The organism is Nocardia sp. CA-128927 (genome assembly GCF_050955855.1).
Taxonomy (GTDB): domain Bacteria; phylum Actinomycetota; class Actinomycetes; order Mycobacteriales; family Mycobacteriaceae; genus Nocardia.
On record NZ_CP192087.1, the window covers coordinates 4947920 to 4973420 of the forward strand.

Here is a 25501-nt window from a genome sequence, read left to right on the forward strand (position 1 = left end):
GCTCGGGAATCAGCGCGTGGTGCCGGAACAGCGTGCCTCAGGTCGGCCAAGCGGGGTTGGTGTGCGCGGCGCGGGCGGTCCAGCGGCCGTCGTAGCGGACCTCGACGGGGTGCGCGAAGGCGGCGGTGACGTTGTCGGTGGTCAGCGTCTCCCGGGCCGGGCCCGCCGCGACGGTTTCACCGTCGGCGATGAGCAGGGCGTGCGTGGTGGTGCTCGGGAGTTCCTCTAGGTGGTGGGTGACCAGTACCGACGCGACGTCCGGATGGGTGTCGCCGAGGGTGTCGATGGTTTCCAGGAGTTGTTCGCGCGCAGCCAGATCCAGGCCGGTGGAGGGTTCGTCGAACAGCAGCAGCCGCGGTTCGGCGATGAGAGCGCGGGCGATCAGCGTGCGGCCGCGCTCGCCCTGAGAGAGGGTGTTCCAGGTGTTGTCGGCTTTGCCGGTCAGGCCGACGGTGTCGATCATCGCGTCGGCGCGGACGAGCTGATCCGGCGGCGGCGTCCAGCGCATCGGCGTATCGATGGTCGCGGTGATCCCGGTCAGCACGACCTCGCGGATGGTCAGCGGATATTGCAGCGGATGCCGCGGATTGACGTGCCCGATGGAGTGGCGCAGGCGTTGCAGTTCGACGCGCCCGAGCTGCTCGCCGAGCACCCGGACCGTGCCCGTGGTGGGGAAGGTGACCGCGCCGCAGAAACCGAGCAGGGTGCTCTTGCCCGCGCCGTTCGGGCCGAGCAGCGCCCAGTGTTCGCCCGCGCGCACGGTCAGCGAGATGCCGTTGATGATCTTCTTGCCCTCGCGGCGGAACGTCACGTCCGTCAGTTCGAGCACCGGAGCTCCGGTCACGTGAATGCCTCCTTCAGTGTCGTCAGATGCGAGCGGCTCAATTCCGCTGCGGCCGTGGCATTTCGGGCGACGATCGCCTCGACGAGTAGCTCGTGCGCGGCATGGTCGGCGCGCTCGGAGGGCGCCGGGCGGATCGTCAGCATGTCGATCATCGCCAGCCGGAGCCGGGGGAGGAAGGTGTCGAACAGCTGGACGAGCACCTCGTTGTGCGCGGCGACCAGCACGGCGCGATGGAAGGCCATGTCCGCGTCGACGTGCTCGGCCACCGGCTCGCCGTGCGCTTCGCGCGCGAGCAGGGTGGACCGGAGGATGCGCAGGTCGGCGCGCGTGCGGCGGTGCGCGGCGAGCGCCGCCGCCTCTGCCTCGATGGCGATGCGGGCCTCGATCACCGAGGCGATGGTGGCGCGGCGCAGCACGACATCCCAGTCGTCCTTCGCATCCAGCGCCGTGACGAACACGCCCGCGCCCTGACGGCTGTCCAGCACGCCCTTGCCCGCCAGCTCACGGATGGCTTCGCGCAGCGTCGAGCGGCCGACGCCGAGCTGCGCGGCGAGCGTCGTCTCGCCGGGCAGCCGGTGCCCGAGCGGCCATTCGCCCGCCTTGATGCGCGTCATGATCAGCTCGGCCGCCTGGGCGGCCAGCGGATGACGCCGTACCTGCGAGACCATCGCAACCTCTCTACTTGTCTGAGGAGTTGTGTATAGTTTAGCCATCATGCGCGCCATGCTTCTCCTTAGCCGCCACGGCGGGGCCTGAACGACCGGCCCCCCGCCGTGGGGCTTTGTCGTGGCCGGTCACCTCTGTTTCGTGACTGCCAGAAAGCACAGCATGTCTTTCCCGACGATCAACACTCCCGCCGGCCAGATCCCCGCCAACGCGCCCGCCTGGAATCCGCAGCGGCACTCCCAGATGCCGTCACACCGTTACCGATCCGTCTACGACCGGGTGGAAGTCCCACTCACCGAGCGTGATTGGCCGAACGCGCGGATTACCGCGGCCCCACTGTGGGTACCGGTCGACCTGCGCGACGGCAACCAGGCACTCGCCGAACCGATGGATCCCGCACGCAAGCGGCGCTTCTTCGAACTGATGGTGGCCATGGGCTACAAGGAGATCGAGGTCGGTTACCCGTCCGCGTCGCAGACCGACTTCGACTTCGTCCGGCTGATCGCCGACACCGACCTCGCGCCCGACGACGTCGCGATCGTCGTATTCACCCCCGCCAGAAGAGATCTCATCGTACGCACCGTCGAATCGGTGCGCGGCCTGCGCAATGTCGTCATCCACATGTACGCCGCGACCGCACCCACCTGGCGAAACACGGTGCTGGGCAAGGACCATGCCGGGCTGCGCGAGCTGATCCTCGCCGGTGGCCGCGACGTCCTGGAATTCACCGCCGACCTGCCGAACGTGCGGTTCGAGTTCTCGCCCGAGGTGTTCAACCTGACCGAGCCCGACTACGTATTGGATCTGTGCGACCGGATGACAACGCTGTGGGACGCCACCCCGCAGCGCCCGGTGATCCTCAATCTGCCTGCCACAGTGGAGGTCGCGACGCCGAACGTCTACGCGGACCAGATCGAATACATGCACCGCAACCTGGCCCGCCGCGACAGCGTCATCCTGTCCGTACACCCGCACAACGACCGCGGCACCGGCATCGCGAGCGCCGAACTGGCCGTGCTTGCGGGCGCGCAACGCGTCGAGGGCTGCCTCTTCGGCAACGGCGAACGCACCGGCAACGTCGACATCGCCACCCTCGCACTGAATCTGCACGCGCAGGGCGTGGATCCGATGATCGACTTCGCCGATATCGACGAGATCCGCCGGACCGTCGAGTACTGCACCCGCATGCCGGTTCCCGAACGGCACCCGTACGTAGGCGATCTCGTGCATACCGCGTTCTCCGGCACGCACCAGGACGCCATCAACAAGGGCATGGCGGCGCATCGGGCCCGGGCCGCGCAGACGGGAATCCCGGAACGCCAACTGGATTGGCAGGTGCCGTATCTGCCGATCGATCCGGCCGACATCGGACGCACCTACGACGCTGTCATCCGGGTCAATTCGCAGTCGGGCAAGGGCGGCATCGCGTATCTGCTGAAGACGGAGTTCGGCATCGACCTGCCCCGGCACCTGCAGATCGACTTCGCCAGGCATGTGCAGGCGCACACCGACAGCACCGGTCAGGAGATTACCGCCGGCGAACTGCGCGACCTGTTCGAGGCCGTCTATCCGACGATGCCGACGCACTGACACGCGCGGCATCTTCGGGCAAAACGCCCGGGGTCGCGGCCGTCCGTGCGAAGGTAATCGGCGTGGCGCGGTACGTGACAGGAAACCTCCCCGCCGAAGTGACCAGCTTCGTCGGGCGAGGCAGCGAAGTCGCCGCCGCCAGGAAACTGCTGTCCAGCACGCGGCTGCTCACCCTCACCGGGCCGGGCGGCGTCGGCAAGACCCGGCTGGCCAGGCGGGTGGGCCAGGCGGTGCGGCGGGCCTTTCCCGACGGTGTGTGGCTGGTCGAGGTGGCACACGTCAACGACGGGGAGCTGGTGGCGCTGAGCGTCGCGCAGGCGCTCGGGTTGCGCGACGACACCAGTGCGCCGCTGGCCGGTCTCACCGACTACCTCGGCGGCAAGCACCTGCTGCTCGTCCTCGACAACTGCGAGCACCTCATCGACGCCTGCGCCGAACTCGTCGACCGGCTGATCGCCCGCACGCCCGATATCCGGGTGCTGGCGACCAGCCGGGAGCCGCTCGGCGTCGTGGGGGAGCAGGTGCTGCCGGTCGCACCGCTGCCGGTGCCCGAAATCGACGAGGACTCCGGCGAAATCGACCCGACGGACAATGCTGCCCTGCGGCTGTTGATCGATCGCGCCACCGCCGCGAATCCCGAATTCCGGGTCACCGCGACCAATCTCGGGGCGCTGGCGGCGATCTGCCTTCGACTGGAAGGCATTCCGCTGGCACTGGAACTGGCGGCGTTGCGGCTGCGGGCCTTCACCCCGGATCAGGTGCTGGAACGGCTCGACGACACCATGCGGCTGCTTACCACCGGCCTGCGCACGGCACCGGAACGGCAGCAGACGCTCGAGGCCGCCATCCGTTGGAGCTACGACCTGTGTACCCCGGACGAACAGCACCTGTGGGAGCAGCTCGCGGTGTTCGCGGGCGGCTTCGACCTGGCCGCCGCCGAGGCGGTGTGCCTGCTCGATCCGCCCGGTGCGTTGGTGGACGCGCTCACCGGTCTGGTCGACAAGTCCGTGCTGAGTCATCGTCAAGACAGTGACGGCACCGGCCGATACCTCATGCTCGAGCCGCTGCGGCAGTTCGCGCTGGCGCGGCTCGCGGCGCACGGCGACGAATACGCGCTACGGATCCGGCACCGCGACCACTACTACCGGGTCGCGCAGCGGGGGCGCATCGAATACTGGGGTGACGCGGACGTCATCTGGTTCCGGGATGTCACCCGCGAACACGCGAATCTAAGGGCGGCGCTGCAGTTCGCGCTCGCCGATCCGGCCGGTGCGCACCGGGGGTTACAGATTGCCGCCGAGTTGCGGCCGTTCTGGGAGCACTACCGGTTTCTGCTGGAGGGCTATCGCTGGCTGATGGACGCGCTCGGCAAGGATCCGGCGCGCACCGCCGACCGGGCGCGGGCACTCACCGCCGCGTCCGTCATTGCCGCGATGCTGTCGGACACGGTGTCGGCGCACGAGTACTTGCGCGAATGCGAGTTGATAGCAACGGAATTGGCCGCCGAGGAGGTGCTGGTCGAGGCGATGTTGCTGTCGGCGGTGCTGGCGTTTGCTGAGTCGGATCCGTTGCGTGCGCTCGAAATCGCCGAGGCTGCCGTGGTGCGGGCCCGGGCGTGTGGGCATCACGGCACGGAGATGGAATGTCTCGCCTTCGCGTATGTGTGCGCGATGGTGCTGGAGGACGACCGCGCGGGCACGCTGGCCGAGCAGTTCCTGGCCAAGTCCGCGGAGCACGGTTCGCATCTGCTCGGCGGACTGGCGTCGTGGGCGGTCGGGACGAACCATTGGCGAAACGGCAACGAGGACAAGGCGATCGATGAGCTGCGCCGCTCGGTCGAGCTGCTGCGGTTGTTCGATCGTTGCGTGTGGACCGCGTCCGCGTTCGATGGGCTCGCCTGGGCCGCGGCCGCCGGTGGTGACCAGCGTCGCGCCGCTCGGTTGATGGGTGCCGCGACGACGGTGCGGCGCGGCAGTACGCAGCGTCTCGCGCACGCCATGACCGACGCGGTCGGTGAGAAGGTCCGGCTGCGGGTTCATGACGCCATGGGGGACGGGGAGTTCGGATCGGCGTTCGACAGCGGTGCCGCCCTCACTCTCGACGAGGCGGTGAGCTACGCCCTCGGCGTCGAACAACCTGCGCCGCTACCGACGCCGCAATCTACTGCGGACGAACAACTTACGCGTCGGGAGAAGGACGTGGCCCGATTGGTCGCCGCCGGCTACAGCAACAAACGCATCGCCGCCGAGCTGGTCATCTCGATTCGTACCGCGGAGAGTCACGTCGACCACATCCTCACCAAGCTCGGCTTCGAATCACGCACCCAAGTCGCGGCTTGGGTGAGCCAGCACTCCCTCTGACCAGGTCAGTCGCCGGTAGCCCCATCAATGCGCTCACGCAGGAGGTCGGCGTGCCCGTTGTGCCTGGCGTACTCCTCGATCATGTGCACGTAGACCCACCGGAGGTTGTACACCAGTTCGGGCCGGAACGGGTGCGGGAAAGTGTGCTCGAGGGGCAGGTCGACGACCGCGGCGTCGGCCAGTTCGATCTGACGTCGGTAAGTCGCGAAATCGGTTGCAGGGTCGGCCTGTTCGGTGTCGTCGAAGTCGCCGTCCGGGTTGTCCTCGGTGCAGTAGAGGTACGCGAGGTCCGTGGCTGTGGCGGCGCGGCGGAACCAGCCGCGCTCCACCTCGCTCATGTGCCGGACCAGGCCGTGCAGCGACAGCGTCGACGGTTCGACGGAACGCTGTTTGAGCTGCTTCTCGGTGAGCCCCGCGCACTTCATCAGCAGCGTGGCACGATGAAAGTCGAGCCAGCCCTGCAACATCGGTCGCTCATCGGCGATCAGCGGTGCTTGGGTTCGGGTGGGGTCGGGCGCGGTCCAGTTCACGCAGCCGACTGTAGCTCGATGGAGGCTGCGGCGGCTCGCGGTTATTGTCGAGGCATTAGCCGGAGCCGGTGAACTGCTTCGCCTTGTCCCCATGCAGCTTCTCGGCGGGCAGGGTTCGCCCGCACAACACCAGCAGCAGGTCCTGCGCGGCACCGGACACGACCTCGCCGGAGCCATAACTCCAGTCCAGATCATCGGCGCGCAATTCGATCCCCTTCAGGTCGACGCCGAAGAACTTGACGCTCTTCGGATTGATGGCATCGAGCACGATACGCAGCCGATCCTCCGGCACGTTGCGCTCCAGCCCGAGGGCTACGGTGATGTCCAGGCCATGGATGACATCGTGACTCAACGCACCCTCGAAACCACCACCCGGCGGTTTCCATGGATGAGCAACGTTGTCCCACAGCGACTTCAGCAGATCCTCGGCGGTGAGCTCGGCAGCGTCGTGGCGCGCCGTGCGATCCGACATCCGATTGAAACTGCCCACCGCCCGCACCATCTCCAGCGCGAACCGCCCCCCGGACAACCGAAACGGCATGGTGATGTGTGCGACCACCTCCCGCACCCGCCACCCCCGACACAGCGTCGGCAGATCCCAACTCTCGGCATCCAGCCCGGCCAGTAGCTCAGCAAGGTCGGTCCGCTCACCCGCGATCGCCCTGCGCACCTCGGTATCGGTCATAGTGTCTCCTCGCCCGCGATCATTCCTCCCCACGAGCCGAGGCGCCACACAACTGGCAAATTCATCGGCGAGCTGGACCGGGCGCAGGGGGAATACGGCCTACACGGTTTGCCAGTGAATCTCGGTGTGTAGGCGGCGGTAGGGACGGTGTTTGCGGTGGCGGCCGCGTTGACCGGAGCGGGTGAAGCGGTTGGCTTTCAGGCCGTGTAGTTTTCCGTCGGCCAGGGTGCGGCCGCACAGGACGAGGAGTAGGTCCTGGGCGGCGCCGGAGAGGATTTCGCCGGTGCCGTAGCTCCAGTCGAGGTCTTCGGCGCGGAGTTGGATTCCTTCGAGGTCGACCCCGAAGAACTTGAGGCTCTTGGGATTTACGGCATCCAGGACGAGGCGTAGTCGGTCTTCGGGCACGTTGCGTTTCAGGCCGAGGGCTACCGTGATGTCCAAGCCGTGGATTACATCGTGACTCAGCGCGCCCACCAAGTTGTCGCCGGGTGGCTTCCATGGGTGAGCGACGTTGTCCCACAGCGACTTCAGCAGGTCCTCGGCGGTGAGCTCGGCCGCGTCCTGTCGCGCGGTGTGATCGGCCATTCGGTTGAAACCGCCTGCCGCCCGCAGCATTTCGAACGCGAAGCGGGCTTCGGAGAGGCGGAACGGGAGAGTGATGTGCGCGACGACCTCGCGCACCCGCCAGCCGCGGCACAGTGTCGGCGCGTCCCAGCTTTCGGCATCGAGTCCAGTCAGCAGCTCGGCGAGGTCGGTTCGTTCCGCCGTGATCGCCGTGCGCACCCCGTTATCTGTCAACGTCGCCGTAATCATTCCTCCTCATATCCGGAGATGGCATTCGGCTCGCGACATTTGCCCATCGGACGGGACACTATCGCGAACTCAATTAAGATTTGATGGGTATATCCCCTTTGCTGATGCTATGCCTAATGCCGGTCGAAATGCCGACGAGTGGGTTCTCGGCGTTTCAGACCGGCGTGTCGCGTTTGTGAATTAGGCGGGGCTGAGGAATGTACCTGCGTGGAGAGTGGTGCCGAAGCCGGGTGCGAAGGTGCCGTATTCGTAGACGACATGCCCGCCGACCAGGGTCGCGGCCACGGCGCGATCATTGCGATTGACCATTCGGTCCAGCCCGGCAATGCCCGGGAACGGAGTTTCCGCATAAGCGGCGCTTGAACCATCGAAACCCGCCGGGTCGATGACGGCGATATCGGCGCGGGCGCCTTCGTGCAAATGGCCGGTGTCCAGGCCGTACCACTCGGCCAACTCGCCGGTCAGCCGGTGCACCGCCGCCTCGATCGGCATGAATTTGCGCTGGTGCGCTCGTTCCAGCATGCGCAGGCCGAAGTTGTAGAAGGCCATATTGCGCAGATGCGCGCCGGAATCGGCGAAACCGACCTGGACATTGGGCGAGCGTTGCAGCCAGTCGAGCACGTCGTCGCGGTCATTGGCGATGACTGTGCGCCAGCGCAGCTTCGAACCGTGCGCGACCGCCAGGTCGAGCAGAGCGTCGGCCGGGTGAATGCCCCGTTCGTCGGCCACCTCGCCGAACGACTTCCCGACCACGTCCTCCTCGGGGCAGGACACGATCTGCGCGTCGTACAGGTCCCGATGCCACACCCGCGGCCCGTACTTCTTGGCGAGATCCTTGCGGAACTGCCTGCGGTAGGACTCGTCGGCCAGCAGCTCGCCGCGCTTCATCACATCGCGGATGTTCAACGCCGCGACCCCGGAGCCGAACTCCTCGAAGACGACCAGATCGACACCGTCGGCATAGACCTCGAACGGCACCGGCAGGTGCTGCCACCGAAAAGCCGCCCCGCCCAGGGTGTTCGCGATCCACGCCGCCGTGGTCGCGGCACGAGCCGTCGTGCGATCGGCCTTCACATCCATGCCCGCGATCAGAGTTGTCTTGAGCGGCTTGCGGAATCGCCCGGCACTCTGCGCGAAGTAGCGCGCGATCTCCAGCCGGGAGGTGAGGTTCGGTGTGCTCTGATGAATCCGATTCCGTTGCCGCAGAATCTTGTTCAGCACCGCGTACTCGCGCCAGCTGGCATAGGTGGACGGCAGCTGCCTGGTCGGGAAGCGCACACCCTCCAGCTTCGAGAACGAGCTGCGGATGGTGGACAGCCCGAGGAATCCGGCATCGAGCGCGTCGGTCAGCATCTGCCGCATGCGATTCAGCTCATCGCCGGTCGGCTGTGCCTTCGGGTCCACCGCGCGACCGAGGCCCATGACGGCGACTCGGATATCCGAATGACCTAGCAGCGCGGCCACATTCGCGCCGAGCGGACGCGCGGCGAGCGACTGGGCGTAGGCGCGCGGCCCGTCCCAGTCCTTGTGCTCCTTGACCGCCGAATGCACCGCATCCCACGGCAGCGCCTCCACCCTGGCGAACATGTCCGCGCAATCGTCGGCTTCGGCATACACCGTGGACAGCGAGCAATTCCCGATCACCACCGACGTGACACCGTGCCGCACCGACTCGCCGAGCCCGGGACTGCCGAGCACCTCCGCGTCGTAGTGGGTGTGCACGTCGAGCATGCCCGGAATGACCCACTTGCCGGTCGCGTCGACAGTGCGCGCACCATCCGGCAGTGCCTCGGCGCTGATCGCGACCACCTTGCCGTCTCTGATGCCGACGTCCGCGGTGCGCGGTGGCGATCCCGCGCCGTCGAATACCGACCCGCCGCGAACAACCACGTCGTACCGCGTCATGTGCGCCTCCATGCTGTCCGGTATCTGGTACCACCGGTAATGAGTACATCGTCGCACGGGCGGCCACCCGCGGTCATCCGATGGGTGCATGAGGTGTCGAATGCCCGTCCATCCAGGCCGTCCGCAGAAACGAATAGGAGGACGGTGGATCTCTCGGTCCACCCGCGACCGCAGTCGCCGTCGCGGCAGTGAAAAGCAGTGGAAACGAGGAGCATGCATGCGCGTCAGGTCGGCTCGGATCACCACGCTGGCAGCCTGCTGTGTCATCGCGTTGGTCGGCGTGCTGCCGTCGAGTACGGCGCGTGCGGCCAGTGCCGTCGAAGGCATCGATGTCGCAGGATCCACTGTCGACTGGGTCGGTGTGAAAGCCAAAGGTGTCGTATTCGCCTACATCAAGGCGACCGAAGGAAGAAGCGCCAGTTCAGCTTTCGGCCGCCTGAACAGCGGCGTGACGAGCACCGATCTGTTCCACGGCGCGTATCACGTTCCTGTCGCCGATGCGGGCAGCGCCGTCGATCAAGCCAACTACTTCGTCGACCATGGCGGTGCCTGGACTGCCGAAGGCGGACACACGCTGCCCGGGGCCGTCCTCCTGCAAGACAAGAAATGCTTTGGAATCTCGCCCGAAGCGATGGTCCGGTGGCTGAAGGACTTCAGCAACACCTATCGCACGAGGTCGCAGCGTCCACCGGTGATCGCGACTACCACCGAATGGTGGCAGGACTGCACCGGCAATTCCGCCGACTTCGGTTCCGTGAACCCGTTGTGGACACTGCACTCCGGCAGTTCGGCCGACCCGGTGCATACGGACTGGACAGACACCTTTACGCAGTACGCGGTCTCCGGAGCCAACCGGGGTGCGGACAGGTTCAACGGGGATCAAGCGGCCCTGGAGCGATTCGCAGGTCAGTGGATGTAGCGTCCTTTGCCGTTCCGGTCCTTCACTCATGGCTCCGCCGCCGCCAACGGCGCCGTGGCGCCGGAGTCGGCGTTGCCGCACTGGAGCTGCCATAGACGTCACCGTGCGCCCGCTGATACTCCGCACGGATGCGGTCACCGACCGCGGGCGCGCTCGGCGCGGGGATCTCGGCGACGGTATGCGCGGCCCAGGTCGGTGGTTCCGCCGCACCACTCAGCGCCCACGCGGCCTGCCGGGCCGCGCCGAGCGCGACATACTCGATCGGCTGCGGAACGGTGACCGGGACACCGAAGATCTGCGCGGCGATCTCGGCGACCAGGGCGGAGCGGGCGGCCCCGCCGATCAACAGGATGCGCCGCACGCCGGTGCCCCGCGCGCGGAGATGATCGAGCGCCTCGGCCATGTTGCAGAGCATGCCCTCGTAGGCGGCGCGGGCAATGTGGCTGGGGCGCATGGTTTCCGGACGCAGACCGTGCAGACTGCCGGTGGCGTGTGGCAGGTTCGGCGTGCGTTCGCCGGACAGGTAGGGGAGTAGTACGAGACCGTCAGCCCCCGGAGGTGCCTGCGTGGCAAGCGTTTCGAGGGTGTCGAGGTCGACGCCGAGCAGGTCGGCCGCGTATTGGAGGACTCGCGCGGCATTGAGGGTGCACACCAGCGGCAGGAATGCCCCTGTCGCGTCGGCGAATCCGGCCACCGCACCGCTGGCGTCGGCACTGGGCACGGCGGAGCGGGCGAAGACCGTGCCACTCGTGCCCAGTGAAACCACCACATCGCCCTCTCCGAGGCCGAGACCCAGTGCGGCACCGGCATTGTCGCCGGTCCCCGCCGCGACCAGCACGCCGTCGGGAGTACGCCCGGCCGCCTCGGACGGCGCGAGCACCCGCGGCAATTCCGGTGTCCGGCCGCGGAAGCCAAGGGCGAGTAGGTCTTTGCGGTACTCGCAGTCAGCCGGTGACCAGTAGCCGGTGCCCGAAGCATCGCCGCGATCGGTGGTCGGTTCGATCCCGGGGCTCGACGGCCCGCCGCCGCGCAGCCGCCAGGTCAGATAGTCGTGCGGCAGCATGACCCGGGCGGTGCGGTCGGCGAGCTCCGGTTCATGATCGGCCAGCCAGCGCAGCTTGGTCACGGTGAAGGCGGCCAGCGGCACACTGCCGACCGCATCGGCCCAGGCCCGCGGGCCGTCGAGGGCCAGGATCAGCTCATCGGCCGCCGCCGCGGAGCGGACGTCGTTCCACAGCAGCGCATCGCGCACCGGCCGCCCCTCGGCGTCGAGTGCGACCATGCCGTGCTGCTGGCCGGCCACCGCGATGGCGTCGACGTGCTCGAACAACCCGGCGCCCGCCGTGCACAACGCGTCCCACCACGCCTCCGGCGCCACCTCGGTGCCGTCCGGATGCGGTGCCTGCGCCTGGTGCAGGATCGCGCCGGTGTCCGCGTCGCAGACCACCACTTTGCAGGACTGGGTGGAGCTGTCCACCCCGGCCACCGTCGCCGCACACATCTGTCCACCTTGCACCCGGAGCGTCTCCGCACGACGCATTTCGGGTATTCGATGGCCGGATCGGGCACACTGGCCCGGTGACCGACGATCCGGACCGACCTGCCGACGTGCATGTCCGGACCGGTGACGGCACACCGGTGCCGGAGCTCACCGACGACTTGCTCACCGAGTTGCTCGACGAGCCACCCGATCCGGAATGCCCGTTCATCGTGATCAATCGCGGCGACCACGAGTACATCCAGACCCGACTGCTCCCCGACGGCGTCTACGAGATCGAGCATCGCGCCGACGCATCGGACGAGCAGTTCCAGGTGTACACCCCCGACGCCCGCTTGGTGCGGGACGTCATGTGGGCGTGGGTGGACGAAGACCCGTGGTGGCGCGACGCCGTCGCCTGGTATCGGGTCGATCCGGCCGTCGCGGAGGTGCAGTCGGTGCTGCGCGACTTCGATGATCTGCTGGGCGGCATGGCGGTGCTGGACGGCATCCAGGCGTCTATGGACGACGCGATGGCCCGCGCCGACGAGCTGCTCGCCATGGATATCGACGACCTGGCCGCGGAGCCCGACGAATCACCGTGACGGCACGGCCCGATAGCACCACGAGGTGCTGGCGATGTCCGCATTCTCCAGCGGCAAATAGGCATCCCCCTGCCAGCCGAGTGCCTGCACGGTGACCCGCAATTCGCGGTCGAAGCAGATGGGGTCGCGCGTGTGCCAGCGGTACATGCCGAATTGCTGGTATGGCTGGTAGATCTCGTCCGGCGGCAGCACCTGGACGAGTCCGACGTACGGCGCCGAGTACATGCGATAGGTGCCGTTGATGTCGAAATTCCAAGCGCCGCCGAAGTAGTCCTCGGTGCCGGTGCCGCACAGTGTGGGGAAGTCGGTGTCGCCGTCGAGGTAGAACTTGAACTCGCCCTCACCCCACCAGCCGGGGACGTTGGGCCGAATCGCAAGGTAGGTACCGACATAACGCCCTGGACCGGGCACCGTGTCCAGCACGGTGTGGATGGCGGGGTGGCCCAGTGGGTTTCGGCGCGACCACTGGGTATGCAGGTATCCGGCGGCGGCAGGCACTTCCTCTTCGGTATAGGTGACCTGGTAGTACACCGGAACCGTACGGCCGGAGTGGTTTTCGAGGGTGATCCTGGCGTGTTCGCGAAACGGCATGGGCCAGTAGCTGTTCAGGCCACCCGCCGGAGCGACCACCACCATCTCCGGGTCGACCAGTGCCAGCTCTTCCCAGCCATTGCAGAAGAAGTACCCGAGCGGCAAGTCGATCGCGGGCTCGGTCTCGTCGTCCCAGTACATCCGCAGCGTGATGTCCCGCAGCGCACCGCGATCGGTGGTCAACCAGAAGTGGCGAAGCACGCCGGGCCCGGAAATGTCTGCCAGCGTGGCGGTTTCACCGTCGTCGAGCAGGATCGAGGGTGAAACCTTCCACCCGACACCGAGGAACCGGGCCGCGTGCGCGCCGGTGCCGGTGGTCGCGCGGCCGCCTGCACCGGGAGCGCCCGTCGGATTCTCCGCGCTGATCGACCGCGTACGCGTGTTGTCCAGCTGCCATAGTTCCATCGGGCGCCTCCGTTGGGTTACAAGCCGGGCCAGCCGTATCGGTTGGGGATTGCCGCGAGGCCCGCCTGCCGCGAACTCGCCCCCGGTGTGGCCGGTATGGCCGCGCTGTTCGGATCGAACGGCGCGTTCTGCTCCGCCGCGAATTCACGGCGGACCTTTTCCATATCCATCCATTTGATGTTCTGGACCAGATCTTCGAGCGCTTCGGGGGCAAGGAAGCCCGCCTCGTTGAAGACCAGCAAGCCCTCGCGATACGCCATCAGCGTCGGGTACGCGCTGACCTGTGCGGCGACCTTCATCGCCTCCTCGGCTACCGCGTCGACGGTGGCGTGCACGACGTCGGGGTGCCGTTCCGCGGACGACTCGTACACCGGAGCGAAACGGGTACACCAACCACACCAGTCGGCCCACCAATCGACGAGCACGATCGGATGGCGGGCGATGACGGCATCGTAGTTCTCCGGGGTCAGGGCGAGAGTGGGCATTGGATCCTCGTATAGATGTCCGACAGAGCAACCCTGAATCCTCGCATGGCTGGTGAGGATCATGAAAACACCCCCTTGCGATGTTGCTCGCCCGCCAGGAAATGGGTAATAGCCCTCGTGCATTCGTACAGTTCGCGGTAGCGCTGATAGTACGAATCGTATTCTTCGGTGCGTTCAGGATAGGGCTCGACGGTATCGACGACAGGATTCCAGCGGGCGGTGTCGACGCCCGTCGCCTCCGCCGCCAGCAAGGCATCACCGAGGCACGCGCCGATCGTCTCCGCTGGGAGTTGTTGCGGTAGACCGGTCACATCGGAGACGATCTGCGTCCACAGCCCGCTCTTGGTGCCGCCGCCGACCGCTACCAGACGCCCGGCCTGCCCACCGGCCTCGGTCATCGCCGCGAGATTGTGTCGCACGCCGTACGCGATGCCTTCCAGGACCGCCCGATAGAGCTCGGCGCGTCCGTGCCCGAGGGTCAGGCCCGCGACGATGCCTCTGGCGTCCGGATCGAACAGGGGAGTGCGTTCTCCGGCGAAGTAGGGGAGTACCAGCAGTCCCCGGCTACCGGCGGGCGCCTGCGCGGCCTCCGTGACGAGGTCGGCGAACTCGCCGCCGACGAGGTTGCGCAGCCAGGCGGTCACGGCGCCGGAGGTGGCCATGCCTGCGGCGAGAGTGTATGTGCCGGGCCAGGTTCCGCAGGTGCCCCACAGGCCGGGGTGCGGGCGCGGGTCGGTCAGCACCTGCACCAGGAACATGGTGGTGCCGTACATGACCATCGCGTCGCCCGGTGCGCGGACACCGACGCTGGTGGCCTCCGCCCAGGCGTCGATGGTGCCGGTGGTGATCGGAAGGTCTACGGGGAGACCGGTACTCGCCGCCGCCTCGGCGGAGACCCGCCCGACGACTTCGGTCGGCCAGGCCAGTTCCGGCAATCGGAGACCGGGCGCAACTTGTTCGGCCCAGTCGGTGGCCCATTCGCGGCGCAGCAGGTCGTACATCGGGACGCACTGGCTGGCCGATTGATGGTCGAGCACGTATCGGCCGGTGAGTCGGTGCACCAGAAAGGAACTCGCCATCAGCAGCATGCGGGTGTCGGCGGCGACCTGCGGTTCGTGGCGGGCCAGCCAGCGCAGCTTCGGGCCGACGGCCTGGCTGGTGAGTGGTGACCCGGCGCGTGCCAGCACGGCGTCGGCGCCGAATTCGGTGTTCAGTTCGGCGATTTCGGTGGTTGCCCTGGTGTCGACACCGTAGAGGATGGCGGGGCGCAGCGGGCGGCCGTTCGAGTCGGCCGGGAGCAGGCACGGGCCGATACCGGAGACCGCTAATCCGTCGAGGGTTGCGCCGTCTGCCGCGTCCACGAGTTCGCGGATGATCGCGACGAAGTCGGCCCACCACACCAGCTCCGCGTCGTGCTCCACCCAACCCGGCCGCGGTGTCGAAACACCATGCGCGCGTTCGGATCTAGCGAGGATGGTGCCGTGCTCGTCGGTCAGTACGCCCTTCGAGCTAGACGTGCCGATGTCGACGCCCAGGAACCTCGTCACCGGACGAACTCATCGATGGTGACTCCTAGCAGGTCACACGCCGCCCGCACGGTGGCCCGGTGGTCGCCCGGCACCGCGTGAATGTGGTTGGCGCCGAAGCGGGACAGGAAATCCTCGGCGCGGGCGTCGAGCCGGGCGAACGCGTGCGGCCACTCCCAGGTGGACTGCTTCATCAGCGATTCGTTGGTCTGCTCGTCGTAGGTCTCGAAGTCGCCGAGCATCAACTGCATTCGATAGTCGCCGTCCTTACGGGTGAGGCGGGCCAGCGTCATCCCACCGGGTGCGGCCAAGTGGTGCACCGACGCACCGCCGGCCGGGAAGAAGAACACCTCCGGATACAGGTGCACCTTCGCGAGGTTCTCGGCCGGGTCCGCGCTGCGGGCGGCGAACCACGTCGCGTGCTGCCCCGAATTGCACAGATCCCAAATGTCGCGGTCGGCATGATAGTGCCGCACATCCGCGAAAAGCACCGGGGTGCCTGCGATCTGCTTGAGCAGCTGCATGGTGAGCGCGCCGTCCATGTCCGCCTCGGTGGCGCACACGTGGGTTTCCTTCGGTCCGTTCCAGTCGTACGGATCGTTGAGGAAGGCCTCGGTGATGTCCATCGTGGCGAAGTACTGGGTGAGTTCCGGTTGGCCCTTGATGCCCGAAAAGTCCAGGCGCCATTCGGCAATCAGCTCGCGCACCGCCAGATACGAACGGATCTGGCGCTCCAGGATTTCCGGCGTCAGCTTCGCGCCGTCGTAGTGCACGCCCGCGGCATGGCGTTCCAGCCACTCACGGGCCGCCTTCGCCTCGCTCGCGTCGGCCAGTTCGGCTCGGCGCACGATCTCCCACTGATCGATCTCCTCGACGTCGATGCCGAAGATCCGTTGCCACTGATCGGTATTGGCGACCGCCGTGTTCATCCCCATCGGTCGTCCACCGAATCGCCCGAAAGTGCTGCCGCGCAGGCTCGCCACCGCCCCGGCCGCGCGGGCCTGCACGCCGATCGCCTCGATAAGCGCGGGATCCGCTGGGGCGCCCCACAATCGGGTGTGCGTTCGCCCGATCTGATCCAGCGCGCCGCCGGCGGCCAGCATGCCGACCATGCCGGGCTGTACCGGGTCGATGTTCGACAGCAGCAGTAGCGGACCGGGCGTCGCGCCCGCGGCCAGCATGGTGAAATGCGGGAAGGCCCAGACCGCGTAATGGAATACGGTCAGATCGACGTCGGCCGCGGCCACGATCCGTGCGACCGAACTCGCCAGTGCGTTGTCGCTGATCGGCGCCGTGCCGCGCACCACCTCATGTCCGGCCGCGGTCAGTGCGGCGACCAAGTGATCCTCGGTCGTGCTGATGAACTCCGCGATGCCCGAATGCACATAATCGCGACCGTCGGACATGCTGATAACACCGATACGAGCCATGCCGGTCCCTCCGCGTGGATAGACGGTCCACCTCAAGAAATACCAGGCAGAACAGAGCCTTTGGGCAGATTCGGCAAATCGAGCGACCGACCAGGTTGATGGCGCGTGATTTGCTAATGTCGGCCGATGGGAACGGACCCGGCGGGGCGGGTCGATACCCCGACCTCATCGAACAGCGGGCGGTACCGCGGCGAGGTGCTCGTGGTCGGCGCCTACTTCGCCGATCTGGTCTTCCACGGCCTGTCGCGGCCCGTTCGGCCCGGTACCGAGGTGTTTGCTCGCGGCTTCGAGATGCTGCCCGGCGGGGCCTTCACGCCCGCGATGGCGCTGCGCAGGCTGGGGCACGACGTGGTGTGGTCGACCGACTTCGGCACCGATCTGTTCAGTGCGCAGGTGCTGGCGGCGACGCGGGCGGAGGGTCTCGACGACACCGGCTTTCGCTTCCACACCGTGCCGGTTCGCAGCGTCACGGCGGCACTGTCGTCGCCCGCGGACCGGGCCATGGTGAGCTACCAGGATCCGGTCGCGCCCTATCCGCTCGCGATGCTGTTGCGCGAGCATCGGACCCGGGCGGTGGTCTTCCCGCAGCTCGAGTACGGCGAGGGTGTGCACGCCGCGCTTCAGGTCGCGCATCGGCTCGGGACCCAGGTGTTCATGGATTGCCAGGACGTTCCGTGCACCCTCGATACGCCGACCGTGCGCGACATCCTCGCTCAGGTAGACATTTTCGCACCCAATGCCGACGAGGCAGTCCGATTGACCGGCGCGACATCGCTCGATGTGGCCGTCGATATCCTTGCGCGCCTGGTGAATACGGTCGTCGTCAAGCGGGGTAACAGCGGTGCCATCGCGGTCCGCGATGGTCGACGGTGCGAGATCGATGCCGTCCCCGTCGATGTCGTCGACACCACCGCCGCGGGCGACTGCTTCAACGCGGGCTTCCTGCACGCTCACCTGGCCGGACAGTCGCTGCCGGACTGCCTCGCCACCGCGGTGGCCTGCGGCGCGGCGGCGACCACCGCCCTCGGATCCAGTGCCGCACCGGACCTTACCGAGCTGCCCGCGTGGCTTGCCCGGGTGCCGCACGCACGTGACGTCTGAAGATTCCGAGCGGTCTCATGATGTGCGCCTGCTATCGTTGCGTAGATGGCAACCGGCGAGGGTTCCAAATCTGTTGAGCCGGAAGCAAGTTCACCCGGCAATCGATGTTGCGGTGTCGCTGCGGGCGACGTCGGTCCGGGCAAGATCCTGGTTACCGACCTGGACGGCACCCTGCTGGGCGGCACCGACGCCGATCGTTTGCGGCTGCGAAACGCACTGACCCGTCATCCTGAGGTGACCGTGGTCTTCGCGACGGGTCGCGGGATCGATTCGATCCGTGAAGTGCTGCGCGATCCGCTTGTGCCGCAGCCGCGTTGGATCATCGCCGATGTCGGTGCCAGCATCATCGATGGTTCGGATCTGACTCCCGTCACAGCGCTGGAATCGCGGCTGCGCGCAGGGTGGCCGGGCGCCGACCGCGTCCGCACTGCCTTGCAGCACTTTCCAGCGCTGGCCTATCAGGAAGGTGTATCCCAGGACGGCCGTTGCTCGTTCCATCTGCCGCGCACGGCGTTGACGCCGGAGCTGATCGATGCCGTTGCGGGGCTGGGCTGCTCGTGGCAATACTCGGCGAACACCTACTTCGACGTGCTGCCCGCGCACGCGAACAAGGGGAACGCGTTGGTCGCGCTCGCCGAAGCTCGTGGCTGGTCGTTGGATTCGGTGCTGGTCGCCGGGGACTCCGGCAACGACCGTTCGATGTTCGGCCGCGGCGCGCACGGCGTGATCGTCGGCAATGCCGAACGTGACCTACCGGCAGCGGTACCCGTGGCGGAGGCGGCGCATCGACCGGATCTGTCCGGTGCGGCAGGAATCCTCTCGGCCTTGCAAGACCTCGGCTGGGTCGGATCCGACTATCCCTTGGTCGTCGGATACCACCGCGCACCGATCACCTGGACTCCCGACGGCTGGCACACCCCGTCGAGCCCCAACGGCATTCTGCCCACATTGAACAGCGTGTTCACCGGAGACCTGCGAGCGGTGTGGGCCGCAGGAGTCGTGATCGAACCCGACGAATCCGCCGCGCACCTCGACGATCACGACACCGGTCTACCGCTCGCCTTCCTGCCGCTGACCTCGGCCGAGTGGAGCGGATACTTCCACCGTGCCTGCAAGGAAGCGCTGTGGCCGATCCTCATGTCGCAACCCCACCGACTACGCTTCGACCCCGCCGCCTGGGCCGCATACCGCGCGGTGAACATCCGCTTCGCCGACCACATCAGCGTCCGGGCCGCGCCGGGGGCGACGGTGTGGCTGCACGACTACAACCTGTGGCTGGTGCCCGGGAGACTACGCGAGACGCGGCCGGACCTCCGGATCGGGCTGTTCCACCACACACCGTTTCCTGAGCCTGACGTCTTCGCGGCCTTGCCGCCCGCCGCCGAGATCCGCGCCGCGCTGAGTGGTCTGGACTGGGCGGGCTTCCACACCGAAGTCTTCGCCGAGCGGTTCCTCGGGTCGGTCACCGACCAACCACCCAGGGTCGGCGTTCATCCCCTGGGCATCGACCGCGCCGCAATCGAAGAGCTGGCCCGCACCCGCCCACTCGACCGACGAACAACCGTTGGGCCCGTAGTGCTTTCGGTCGAACGCCTCGACTACATCAAAGCGCCCGTACAGAAGGTCGACGCCATCGCGGAGCTACTTCTGCGCCATCCAGAGCTGCGCGGCACACTGCGATTCCGGCTCGTCTGCCCACCGCCGGAACCCGGCATCACCGCGTACGAGGCGACCCGGCAGGTGCTCGAGCGCCGCATCGATGAGGTCAACCGCGCCTGGTCGTTCGGCGAATGGCAACCCATCGAATACTGCCCGAGGTTCCTGACCTTCCCCGAGGTCATCGACCACTACCTCGCCGCCGACGTGTTCTGGGTGACTTCGCTACAGGACGGCATGAACCTGACCGCGAAGGAGTTCATCGCCGCCCAGGCCGCAGTCGGAGGCGATGGCGTGCTTGTACTTTCGCGGCACACCGGCGCCGCCGAACAGTTGTCATCCGGTGCTCTGCTGACCGAGCCGAATTCACCCACCGACCTCGTCGAAATGCTCCACCGAGCATTGAATCTCGCTCCCACACAACGCCGAGAACGGCTCGCCTGCCTGAGCGCATCACTCGGACAACACAATCCGGCCGAATGGGCAGCCGAGATCATCACCGCCATCCAGGGCACCCGCCAGCCCCGAACATCGACCGGCCGGGCCGCCTGAACCGACTACCGCGGCACGGCTTTCGCGGCATACGGATCACGCGCAGGCGGGAAGGTGAGCGTCGCGAGGTACACGCCGCCCTGACCCCAACCCGCGTGAGTGATCCACCAGCGAACGTCGTCGTGCACCAATTCGGCTGCGTGGGAGGCGATATGGCCTACCTTGTCACCGATGCGGAAGCAGAAGGGGTTGTCGCTGCGGAACACGTCGGTGCCGACATAGTCGGGGCGAGGGCCGATGAACAGGTACCACCAGCCGTCCTGCTGGACGACGAAGGGCGACTCCGTATTTCCCGCCTCGGTGCCCACGGTCGGGTCGGTGTAGGCGATGTGCCGGTCGCCCCAGTGCACCAGATCGGTGCTTGTGCGGTAGGCGACGACGTGGTTGCCACCCGTGGGTTCGCTTGTCGCGCAGTAGTACATCACCCACTGGTCGCCGACCCGCGCCACCATCGGGTCACGCGCGTCGTACCCGTCGGTGAACAACGGGCCGGAACGTCTACGCGCCCAATTGAACAGGTCGGTCGAGGTGGCCAGGTTGATCGCGGCGGCCGTCCGATCGTCGCCGCCGCCCGCATAGAACATGTAGTACCGCCCGTGCGCCGCGACCACGAACGGTGCCCACAGGTGGGTTTCCCCGTAATCTGGGTCCACCTGCAGCGCGGACGGCTGCTTGGTCCACGGCCCGAGCAACTCGTCCGCCGTCGCATGCGCGAACTCGATCTCCTCGAACGGATTCGCGGGTTCCGGATGGGTGATGCCGAACAGGTGCCATCGTCCGTCCGCGTCCCGGACGAGCGTGTGATCGTTGATGTACCACGGCTCGGGCTCCCCGACACCGGGATCGTAGATACGCACAAAGGCGCCCGCACAGACCACATCGCGCATCGCCATACTCACCATCATCCTCGTCATACTCCACGCCCCGCCGCCGATCACCCGCAATGATGCGGTTCGGGTATCGCACCGTGGCCGGTTCACGGCCGTGGGCGCAGCGCCCCGGAGCCGACGGCGGCCAGCAGGATGAACAGCACGGGCACCGCGAGCCCGCCGGCGAGTCCGTGGCTCTGGGCGACGAATCCGATCAGCACGGGACCGGTGAAGAAGCCGAGATAACCGATGAAGGAGACGTTCGCGATCGCGCGGGCCGGTGGCACGTCGGGGACGGTGCCGCTCGCGGCAAACGCGAGGGGCAGCGTGAACGAGATGCCGAAACCGAACATCGCCACGCCGAGCAAACCCGAGATCGTATCCCCGATCAGCAATGCCACACCCAGGCCCAGCCCGGCCGCGAGCGTACCGAGCAGGAATGGCCGCACCGGGCCGAACCACGTGACGAGGCGATCGCCGATCAGCCGCCCGACGAACATCGAACCGGCGAACAGCGCGAACCCGAGCGCCGCAACTGTGGTGGTCGTGTGTGTCTCGTCGCGCAGGTAGACGGCCGTCCAATCGTTGGCCGCGCCCTCGGCCATCGCCACGCAGAACGCCAGCAGGCCGAGAACGATCAACCTGGTCGGCCAGCGCCGTGCGCCGCCACGCGTCACCTCCGCGCCACGCACCGTGCGATCGGTGGACGACGGCAGCATCCCGCGCGCCCCGACGACGGCCGCCGCGGCAACGAGCACGCTGACGCCGATGAAGTGGGCCGCGATCGCCACGTGCGCGCGCTCGACCGCCGCGCCGACCAGTGAACCACCGATCATGCCCAAGCTGAAACAGGCGTGGATGCCGGACAGCAGCGGCCGCCCACTCGCCTTCTCCACCGCGACACCGTGCGCGTTCATCGCGACATCCACGACGCTGTTGACCACAGCGAAAACAAACAACCCGGCCGTCAGCCCGGCCAGATTCCCGCCGATCAGCAACCCGGACAGGGCGAACGCGAAGAGCGGTGTCGCGACCCGCAGCGTGGCGCGACTGCCGAACCGCAGGGTGACGAACTTGCCGAGCTGCAGCCCGAGCACCGCCCCGAGGTTCATGCCTGCGAATGCCGTTGCGAGCCCGGCCTCGTCGAGCCCGAGTTCGTCCTTGACGGTCGGCGTGCGGGCAACCCACGTCGCGAACAGCGCCCCGCTGAGAAAGAACGTCAACCGGACCGACCACAGCGCCGACCGTACGTCGGCGGTGGACGGGCTCGACGTCAGCATCGGCACTGGGCACGCTCCTCTCGCCGGGTTACGAATCAGCTAGCGAAACACGAAAGCAGGAGCCCGGCAACACCTTTACGTAGTGGTCGCGATCGCCTCGGCTTAAACTGGTTGTGCGGGTTCGGCGAGCGTTATCCGAGCCCAGTTGAGAGTTGATATGCATACCGTTCCCACGCCGAGCCGCTGGGTGGAGTTCGCGGAGATCGACAATGCGCGCGATCTCGGTGGCCTGCCCGTGAATGGCGGCGGCACAACCCGTTTCGGGGTTGTCTACCGGTCGAGTACACCGCAGGAGCTATCCGAATCCGATCTGGCGTATCTACTCGGACCGGTGGGCCTGCGAACCGTCGTCGATCTGCGGACACCCGCCGAGGTGGCGCAGGAAGGGTACGGCCGCCTCGCGAAAAGCGCCGTGCGCCTGGTCAATCTCCCCGTATCGAAGGCGGCGAGCACGGCGGCACCCAATGAACTGGTGTCGGATGTGCGCTTCTTCGACCTGTGCCAGCTGTACCACGAACTCCTCAGCGGCAGTGCCGCATCCGTGGTGTCCGCGGCACGGTTGATCGCCGATGCCAGTCATCATTCGGTCGTCTTCCATTGCGCCGCAGGCAAAGACCGAACCGGCATCCTCGCCGCCATCCTGCTCGACGCGGTCGGCGTTCCCGCCGAGGCCATCGTCGCGGACTACGCGCTCACCACCGAACGCATCGTCCGCGTCCGAACCCGCCTCGACGCCATGCACTCCTACCGCGGCCTCCCACCCGCCAGAACCGGCATCCTCGCCGTCGACCCGACTCCCATGCGCCGCTTCGTGGCCGACCTGCACACCGACCACGGCGGCGCCGCCCGCTGGCTTCTCGCGAACGGTCTGACCGAGGCAGAGCTGACCGCCTTGCGCCGGGCCATGGTCGACGCGACCTAAGCCGCGTCGACCAGGCTGCGCCGCAGATAGTCGGCGGTAATCGAGTTCTGGTCCGCCAGCAGCGTGGCAGGCGTTCCGGTGAACACGATCTCGCCACCGTGCTTGCCGCCGTCCGGGCCGAGGTCGATCACCCAGTCCGCGCGTTTGACCACGTCCAGGTCGTGTTCGATGACGAGCACCGTATTGCCCGCGTCCACCAGCCGGTCCAGCAGCGCCATCAGCGTGTCGACATCGGCCATGTGCAAGCCTGTTGTGGGCTCGTCGAGGACGTAGACGCCGCCGCTGCGGTGCAGGTGATCGGCCAGCTTGATGCGCTGACGTTCACCGCCGGACAGCGAGCTGAGCGAACGCCCGAGGGTGAGGTAGCCGAGGCCGACCTCGTTCAACGAGCGCAGCGGCTTGCGAATCTTGCTGTCGGCGTTGCCGTCCCAGAAGTCGAGGGCCTGCTCGGCGGTCATGTCCAGCACGTCGGCGATGGACGCGCCACGCACCGTATACGGGAGCACCTCGGGCCGGAACCGCCTGCCGTGGCAGGTCTGGCACACGGTGGTGATCGGATCCATGTACGCCAGATCGGTGAAAATGACTCCCGCGCCGCCGCATTCGTGACAGGCGCCCTCGGAGTTGAAGCTGAACAGCCCCGGCTTCACGCCGTGTTCCTTGGCGAACAGCTGCCGCAGCGGATCCATGATGCCGATGTAGGTGGCCGGGCTGGAGCGTCGGGACGCGTGGATCGCCGCCTGGCTCACCGCGATCGCGTCCGGGTGCGCGCTGAGAAACGCGCCGGAGACCAGCGTGCTCTTGCCTGAACCCGCCACACCGGTGATCGCGGTGAGCACTCCGGTCGGGAACCGCGCGGTGACGTTCTTCAAGTTGTGCAGCGCGACATCGGAAACGGTCAACCACCCGGTCGGCGTGCGCGTCTCGTGCTTGACCGGTTGCACCCGACGCAACCGCTCGCCGGTCAAAGTGCCCGAGGCGCGCAGCTTTTCGACCGTGCCTTGGAACTCGACCTGCCCGCCGTGCCCGCCCGCACCGGGGCCCATGTCCACCACCTGGTCGGCGATCGCGATCACGTCGGGGGAGTGCTCGACCACCAGCACCGTATTCCCCTTGTCGCGCAACTGGATCAACAGGTTGTTCAGCCTGCCTACGTCACGCGGGTGCATGCCGACGCTCGGCTCGTCGAAGATGTAGGTCATGCCGGTGAGGCTCGAACCCAGGTGCCGAACAACTTTGAGCCGCTGCGCCTCACCGCCGGACAGCGACGAGGTCTCGCGATCCAGCGACAGGTAACCGAGGCCGACCTCCTCGATCCGCCGCAACCGAGCGATCGCCGCCCCGGCAATCACCTCCGCCATTGGATCCTCGATCGCGGCGAGTACCTCGATCAGATCCGACACCTCGAACCTGCCGTAGTCGGCGATGCCGAGCCCGTCGATCCGGCTGGCCAGCGCGGCCGCGCTCAGCCGCGCACCGCCACAGGCCGGGCAGATCTCCTCGGTGACCACCTCCCGCGCGGCCGCGCGGTTCTTGTCCGACAGCGAGTCGAGATCGCGTTTGATGTAGAGGCGATCGAACCGTTCGAGCAGACCCTCATAGGCGTTGCTCCCCACACCTCCGGTCTTGTTCGGCCGCGGCACCCGAAAGCCGTTGCCGCGCAAGAACAGCTGCCAGTCTTCCGGGCTGAAGTCGCGCAACGGCTTGTCCGGATCGAAGAGCTGCGACTGGGCGTAGAGCTGCCACTGAAACGTGCCGATGGCGAACGGCGCGAAGATGATCGCGCCCTCGTTGAGCGACTTGTCGGTGTCGAGCAGCTTGTCCAGGTCCGGCCGCACCACGTGGCCGAGCCCGCCGCATTCCGGGCACATGCCGAGCGGGTCGTTGAACGAATAGCTGGTCGCCTCACCGGCACTCGGCTCGCTGTGCCGGGAGAACAGCACCCGGATGATCGACTGGATGTCGGTCATGGTGCCGACGGTGGAGCGGGAGTTGCCGCCGATCGGGCGCTGGTCGACGACCACCGCGGGGGCCAGGTTGTCGATCGCGTCGGCCTCGGGGCGCTCGTACTTCGGTAGCCGGTTGCGGATGAACCAGGTGTAGGTCTCGTTGAGCTGACGCTGCGACTCGACCGCGACGGTGCCGAAAACGATCGACGATTTGCCCGAGCCGGACACCCCGGTGAAGACCACGATCTTGCCCTTCGGGATCTCCAGGGAGATGTTGCGCAGGTTGTTCTCGCGGGCGCCGACGATCTGGATGGTGTCTCGCTCTGCATTCACAACAACCA

General features: G+C 67.1%; 20 protein-coding genes and 1 pseudogene. 7 read left to right on the forward strand and 14 right to left on the reverse strand.

The window, feature by feature from the left end:
- Positions 1-37: 37 nt before the first annotated feature.
- Positions 38-844: an ABC transporter ATP-binding protein gene (locus ACQPW1_RS23260; RefSeq protein ID WP_433664813.1), complete on the reverse strand. Its 807-nt coding sequence runs from the start codon at positions 842-844 to the stop codon at positions 38-40.
- The gene (locus ACQPW1_RS23265) at positions 841-1512 is read right to left on the reverse strand and encodes a FadR/GntR family transcriptional regulator (RefSeq protein WP_433664814.1); all 672 of its coding nucleotides are present in this window, start codon (positions 1510-1512) and stop codon (positions 841-843) included. The genes ACQPW1_RS23260 and ACQPW1_RS23265 overlap by 4 nt, the downstream gene beginning before the upstream one ends.
- Before the next feature lie 241 nt (positions 1513-1753).
- On the opposite strand from ACQPW1_RS23265, the pseudogene ACQPW1_RS23270 reads away from it, so the two are divergent.
- Both ACQPW1_RS23270 and ACQPW1_RS23275 read left to right on the forward strand, forming a co-directional pair.
- Positions 1754-3079: pseudogene (locus ACQPW1_RS23270) on the forward strand (2-isopropylmalate synthase); the annotation flags it as partial.
- Between the two features lie 83 nt (positions 3080-3162).
- On the forward strand, positions 3163-5460 hold the full coding sequence (locus ACQPW1_RS23275) for an ATP-binding protein (RefSeq protein ID WP_433664815.1): 2298 nt from the start codon (positions 3163-3165) through the stop codon (positions 5458-5460).
- Between the two features lie 5 nt (positions 5461-5465).
- Here ACQPW1_RS23275 and ACQPW1_RS23280 read toward each other — a convergent pair whose 3' ends face one another.
- The 4 genes from ACQPW1_RS23280 to ACQPW1_RS23295 all read right to left on the reverse strand — a co-directional run bounded on the left by ACQPW1_RS23280 (position 5466) and on the right by ACQPW1_RS23295 (position 9393).
- Complete coding sequence (locus ACQPW1_RS23280; protein ID WP_433664816.1) at positions 5466-5990, reverse strand: DinB family protein; 525 nt, start codon at positions 5988-5990, stop codon at positions 5466-5468.
- A gap of 55 nt (positions 5991-6045) precedes the next feature.
- Entirely contained in the window at positions 6046-6675 is a 630-nt protein-coding gene (locus ACQPW1_RS23285; protein ID WP_433664818.1) for a maleylpyruvate isomerase family mycothiol-dependent enzyme, read from the reverse strand.
- 99 nt (positions 6676-6774) lie between these two features.
- Positions 6775-7488 carry a maleylpyruvate isomerase family mycothiol-dependent enzyme gene (locus tag ACQPW1_RS23290; RefSeq protein ID WP_433664820.1) on the reverse strand — a complete coding sequence of 238 codons (714 nt, stop codon included), beginning with the start codon at positions 7486-7488 and terminating at the stop codon, positions 6775-6777.
- A 180-nt stretch (positions 7489-7668) separates the two neighbouring features.
- The gene (locus tag ACQPW1_RS23295) at positions 7669-9393 is read right to left on the reverse strand and encodes an N-acyl-D-amino-acid deacylase family protein (protein WP_433664821.1); all 1725 of its coding nucleotides are present in this window, start codon (positions 9391-9393) and stop codon (positions 7669-7671) included.
- Positions 9394-9673: 280 nt separating this feature from the next.
- Between ACQPW1_RS23295 and ACQPW1_RS23300 the strand changes: the two genes are divergently transcribed.
- Positions 9674-10312, forward strand: coding sequence for a GH25 family lysozyme (locus tag ACQPW1_RS23300; RefSeq protein WP_433665311.1), 639 nt, complete (start codon positions 9674-9676; stop codon positions 10310-10312).
- A 22-nt stretch (positions 10313-10334) separates the two neighbouring features.
- Here ACQPW1_RS23300 and xylB read toward each other — a convergent pair whose 3' ends face one another.
- Positions 10335-11813 carry a xylulokinase gene (gene xylB / locus ACQPW1_RS23305; RefSeq protein WP_433664823.1) on the reverse strand — a complete coding sequence of 493 codons (1479 nt, stop codon included), beginning with the start codon at positions 11811-11813 and terminating at the stop codon, positions 10335-10337.
- Positions 11814-11890: 77 nt separating this feature from the next.
- On the opposite strand from xylB, the gene ACQPW1_RS23310 reads away from it, so the two are divergent.
- Entirely contained in the window at positions 11891-12394 is a 504-nt protein-coding gene (locus tag ACQPW1_RS23310) for a hypothetical protein (protein ID WP_433664824.1), read from the forward strand.
- On the opposite strand, the gene ACQPW1_RS23315 is transcribed toward ACQPW1_RS23310, so the two are convergent.
- The 4 genes from ACQPW1_RS23315 to ACQPW1_RS23330 are packed head-to-tail and all read right to left on the reverse strand — an operon-like array spanning position 12386 to position 16831.
- Positions 12386-13390, reverse strand: a complete 1005-nt coding sequence (locus ACQPW1_RS23315) for a glycoside hydrolase family 172 protein (RefSeq protein WP_433664825.1) — start codon at positions 13388-13390, stop codon at positions 12386-12388. The two genes, ACQPW1_RS23310 and ACQPW1_RS23315, sit on opposite strands and share 9 nt — an antisense overlap.
- 17 nt (positions 13391-13407) lie before the next feature.
- Positions 13408-13875, reverse strand: a complete 468-nt coding sequence (locus ACQPW1_RS23320) for a thioredoxin family protein (protein WP_433664826.1) — start codon at positions 13873-13875, stop codon at positions 13408-13410.
- A 59-nt stretch (positions 13876-13934) separates the two neighbouring features.
- Positions 13935-15422 (reverse strand): FGGY-family carbohydrate kinase, encoded by a 1488-nt coding sequence (locus ACQPW1_RS23325; protein WP_433664827.1) that lies wholly within the window; start codon positions 15420-15422, stop codon positions 13935-13937.
- Positions 15419-16831 (reverse strand): L-fucose/L-arabinose isomerase family protein, encoded by a 1413-nt coding sequence (locus ACQPW1_RS23330; protein WP_433664828.1) that lies wholly within the window; start codon positions 16829-16831, stop codon positions 15419-15421. Before ACQPW1_RS23330 ends, ACQPW1_RS23325 begins: the two co-directional genes overlap by 4 nt.
- Positions 16832-16957: 126 nt before the next feature.
- On the opposite strand from ACQPW1_RS23330, the gene ACQPW1_RS23335 reads away from it, so the two are divergent.
- Positions 16958-17932 carry a carbohydrate kinase family protein gene (locus ACQPW1_RS23335; RefSeq protein ID WP_433664830.1) on the forward strand — a complete coding sequence of 325 codons (975 nt, stop codon included), beginning with the start codon at positions 16958-16960 and terminating at the stop codon, positions 17930-17932.
- A 45-nt stretch (positions 17933-17977) separates the two neighbouring features.
- The gene (locus tag ACQPW1_RS23340; protein WP_433664831.1) at positions 17978-20140 is read left to right on the forward strand and encodes an HAD-IIB family hydrolase; all 2163 of its coding nucleotides are present in this window, start codon (positions 17978-17980) and stop codon (positions 20138-20140) included.
- Between the two features lie 5 nt (positions 20141-20145).
- Here ACQPW1_RS23340 and ACQPW1_RS23345 read toward each other — a convergent pair whose 3' ends face one another.
- Positions 20146-21033, reverse strand: coding sequence for a glycosyl hydrolase family 32 (locus ACQPW1_RS23345; RefSeq protein WP_433664832.1), 888 nt, complete (start codon positions 21031-21033; stop codon positions 20146-20148).
- A gap of 83 nt (positions 21034-21116) precedes the next feature.
- Positions 21117-22289 (reverse strand): MFS transporter, encoded by a 1173-nt coding sequence (locus ACQPW1_RS23350; protein ID WP_433665312.1) that lies wholly within the window; start codon positions 22287-22289, stop codon positions 21117-21119.
- A 157-nt stretch (positions 22290-22446) separates the two neighbouring features.
- On the opposite strand from ACQPW1_RS23350, the gene ACQPW1_RS23355 reads away from it, so the two are divergent.
- Positions 22447-23211, forward strand: a complete 765-nt coding sequence (locus ACQPW1_RS23355) for a tyrosine-protein phosphatase (protein ID WP_433664833.1) — start codon at positions 22447-22449, stop codon at positions 23209-23211.
- Here the strand turns inward: ACQPW1_RS23355 and ACQPW1_RS23360 are convergent.
- Positions 23208-25493, reverse strand: coding sequence for an ATP-binding cassette domain-containing protein (locus tag ACQPW1_RS23360; protein WP_433664834.1), 2286 nt, complete (start codon positions 25491-25493; stop codon positions 23208-23210). The genes ACQPW1_RS23355 and ACQPW1_RS23360 overlap by 4 nt on opposite strands.
- Positions 25494-25501 lie beyond the last annotated feature (8 nt).